We start from the raw sequence: 3,184 nt of genomic DNA on the forward strand, positions 1-3,184 counted from the left end.
AAAACTAAAAATAAAACCCTCCAAAATATCAGCAAGTTCCTGATAGTAGCTTACCTATGCCCATACAATTATAGGTAATTGAATGAAAATAGTACTAAAACTAAATATGGATGATGAAAATGTTTCATGCGTTTGCCCTACAAATAATTCTTAATTTGTTTTTTGTTTTAAAAAATAAAATTATATTTGCCGGCAGATAATTTTTCTCTTATGAAAAGACCGGAAATCAGATTAAAAAATCATATTCATCGCGAAAAAGCGATAGTAGTTTTTAATTTCGATTTCGACAACACAATAAATGAAAAAGTAAAATCAATAGAAGGAGTTCATTGGAGCCAAAGTGAGAGGTTTTGGTATATACCGAAAAAAGAATTCAGTATTAGTAAGATTTTCGACACACTGAAATCTGTTGGCTCGCTTGATTATTCAGCACTTAACAAGCCAATTCAGCAAAATAATAAAACTAAACTTTCTCGTTTTGTAAAAGAAAAAACTGCTGCCAAAATCCCTGCTAAATACCATGATTTATTAGACCAGAAAAGATACGCCAAAAACACAAAAGCAATTTATATAAACTACTTTTCCGATTTTGCAAGATATTTCTCCGGCAGAAATTTAGCTTCAATTTCAAAAGAAGAAATCAACCAATATATTTTAAAACTTATTCGAGAAAAAAAAATCTCGACAAGCCAACAGAACCAGCGGATAAATGCGATTAAGTTTTATTATGAGAAGGTACTGGGCAGAGAAAAACAATATTTTGATATTGAGAGACCTCGAAAATACAATGCTTTACCTAACATATTATCATTGGACGAAATCAAACAAATGATTGACTGTACTGTGAATATCAAACATAAATGCATTATAAGCTTGCTATACTCAGGAGGACTTAGAAGAAGTGAGTTGATTAATCTGGAAATACAAGATATTTTATCAAGTCAAATGAAAATCAAGATCAGAAACAGTAAGTCCAATAAAGACCGTTATGTAGGGCTTTCCACACATTTATTAGGATTGTTGAGAGAATATTACAAAACTCACCATCCAAAGAAATGGTTGTTTGAAGGGCAAACTGGCAACAAATATAGCCCGGAAAGTGTTCTTCGTGTTGTAAAGAATTCAGCAAATAAATCAGGAATAAATAGAAATATAACACCGCATATGCTAAGACATTCTTTTGCCACTCACCATTTAGAAAATGGTACAGACTTACGATATATTCAGGAATTTCTTGGACATAGCAGTTCAAAAACTACCGAAATTTATACTCACGTAGCAAACACAGATATTAGCCGATTTATTAACCCTTTAGATACAATGTATGAACATAAGAAATAATAAGCTATTACCTTTTACATCCCAATATAGAGTAATAAAGGTACTTTTTGCATTTTCTAAAGGAGAAATAAAGGTAATATTACCTATATACGCTCGTTATCGGCAATTTAAAAAACAGACAGAGACATTAATTATAAACTAAAAACGGAGTAAAAATGAAAAATTTATTATTAGTATTAAGCATCATTCTTTTGACATCAAATTTGTTTGCTCAAGATGCAAAAGATATAAAAGAAGAGAGTACCAAAATGGATGCCTTTGCATCAAAAACAGGAGCAATCATCAAATACATTGACTATTCACTTCCAAATATAAAACTCACTTATGGTGTAGCGGAAACAAAAATTAGAGAATTTATTAGTGGACCTGACATTGAATATTTCTATCAAATTTCAAAAGAAGGAAAATATGATACTAAAACAGCCTCAATTGCTTATGAAGATTTACTTGAAGTAATTAAAGCAATTGAATCATTAAAAAATGAATCTGCATCAGACAAAGCACTTAATCCAGACTATCTGGAAAACAAATTTGTAACAGATGATGGATTCAAATTAGGTTATTATGTGAGTAAAGGAAAACTTGCTTGGTATTTGGTCTTGGAAAGGTATGGTTCAGGTAATACAATTTTTATTCAGGATGTATCAGTTATTGAATCTGCTTTTAATTCTGCAAAATTAAAAATTGAAACACTTAAAAATAAATAAAATGAAAACTACATTTATTATTTTAATAGTTTTATTGACTGCAACTTTTGCAAACGCAGAAGGATTAAATTCAAATGCCAGTTATATAAAGAAAAACTATCCGACTGAATATGAGCAAACATTAAAGAGATATGCGTTGGCTGAATGGAAAGATGATTTTTCAATGGTTGTTTACGAAATAAATAAACAAGCAGATGCATTAGTCAAATTGGTTGATGAATTTAAAAGTGACAACACAAATGTTGCATTTAAAGCAATCCAAGAATGGAGTAGAGATGGTTACAAAAGCAAGAATATTTCACTATTCAACGAAATGAAAACCTTTGGACTTAAAGATTTGCTAAAATTACATTGTGACTGGTCTATGGTAAAATATGAATATGATAAACAAGTTAAAGCGAAAAATTCTTTTTAATTAATGAAAGAAAAAAAGCCGATAACACGCAATATAAAAAATTGGGCGAATAGTGCTAAATATGAATGAATTAGCAATAAATGAACATTGTAGTAAATTGAAAGATTTGTGTTTCAAAATGCCCAACTTTTCATATTGCCACCGTTAGCTCCCATATAAAACAACGTCTAGTTAATTGCCAATTAGACGATTACAAAGCTTTGATTAAATATTTTTCTAGATAAATCCCGCCCGCAAAATTTTCTAAAATTCGTCTCGTTTCGATCTGATTTTTGATTCGATTTTTAGATTTGTTAATTGTCGATCTGATCGGATTTTGATCTTTGATGGGAGAGATGATAAAGCATAAAATTTTATCGCTAATTTTCTTGGATTCCGATTTTGAGATTTGCTCTTTGTAGTTTTTCGATTGGATAATTGGACTCGATTTTTCAAGTCGCCAGGTTTGTGATTTTTTTGAGTTTTGTTCTTAGTCGGTTTGATTAGTCGATTGGATATTCGGATTTGATTTTGAGAGAAAATTACAGCCATCGCTCGTTCGTATTTCACGGATGAATTACTTCGAATAATTGGACGCGATATAAAAATACGGGAGCTAACAAGCGCTAAGCGTAATACTGGTTTTGGTTTTTCAATGTTGAGTAAATTGATTATATTGTCAGTTGTTAAATTAATCGACGTTTGTAGTTTGCTCCAGTACTAAGCTTAGCGCAAACGTTAT

General features: G+C 30.6%; 3 protein-coding genes. All 3 read left to right on the top strand.

Features of this window, described 5'->3' with window-relative positions:
• Nucleotides 1-210: 210 nt before the first annotated feature.
• The 3 genes from HN894_00505 (at nucleotide 211) to HN894_00515 (ending at nucleotide 2,463) form a co-directional block, all read left to right on the top strand.
• Nucleotides 211-1,341 carry a site-specific integrase gene (locus tag HN894_00505; protein ID MBT7141786.1) on the top strand — a complete coding sequence of 377 codons (1,131 nt, stop codon included), beginning with the start codon at nucleotides 211-213 and terminating at the stop codon, nucleotides 1,339-1,341.
• A 155-nt stretch (nucleotides 1,342-1,496) separates the two neighbouring features.
• Complete coding sequence (locus HN894_00510) at nucleotides 1,497-2,048, top strand: hypothetical protein (protein ID MBT7141787.1); 552 nt, start codon at nucleotides 1,497-1,499, stop codon at nucleotides 2,046-2,048.
• Nucleotide 2,049: 1 nt separating this feature from the next.
• The gene (locus HN894_00515) at nucleotides 2,050-2,463 is read left to right on the top strand and encodes a hypothetical protein (protein ID MBT7141788.1); all 414 of its coding nucleotides are present in this window, start codon (nucleotides 2,050-2,052) and stop codon (nucleotides 2,461-2,463) included.
• The last annotated feature ends 721 nt before the right edge of the window (nucleotides 2,464-3,184 follow it).

This window comes from Bacteroidota bacterium (assembly GCA_018692315.1).
Classification (GTDB): domain Bacteria; phylum Bacteroidota; class Bacteroidia; order Bacteroidales; family JABHKC01; genus JABHKC01.

What these genes read in the sequence shown, in the direction of transcription:
- HN894_00505 (MBT7141786.1), top strand. Translation starts at nt 211, where the DNA reads ATGAAAAGACCGGAAATCAGATTAAAAAATCATATTCATCGCGAAAAA.
- HN894_00510 (MBT7141787.1), top strand. Translation starts at nt 1,497, where the DNA reads ATGAAAAATTTATTATTAGTATTAAGCATCATTCTTTTGACATCAAAT.
- HN894_00515 (MBT7141788.1), top strand. Translation starts at nt 2,050, where the DNA reads ATGAAAACTACATTTATTATTTTAATAGTTTTATTGACTGCAACTTTT.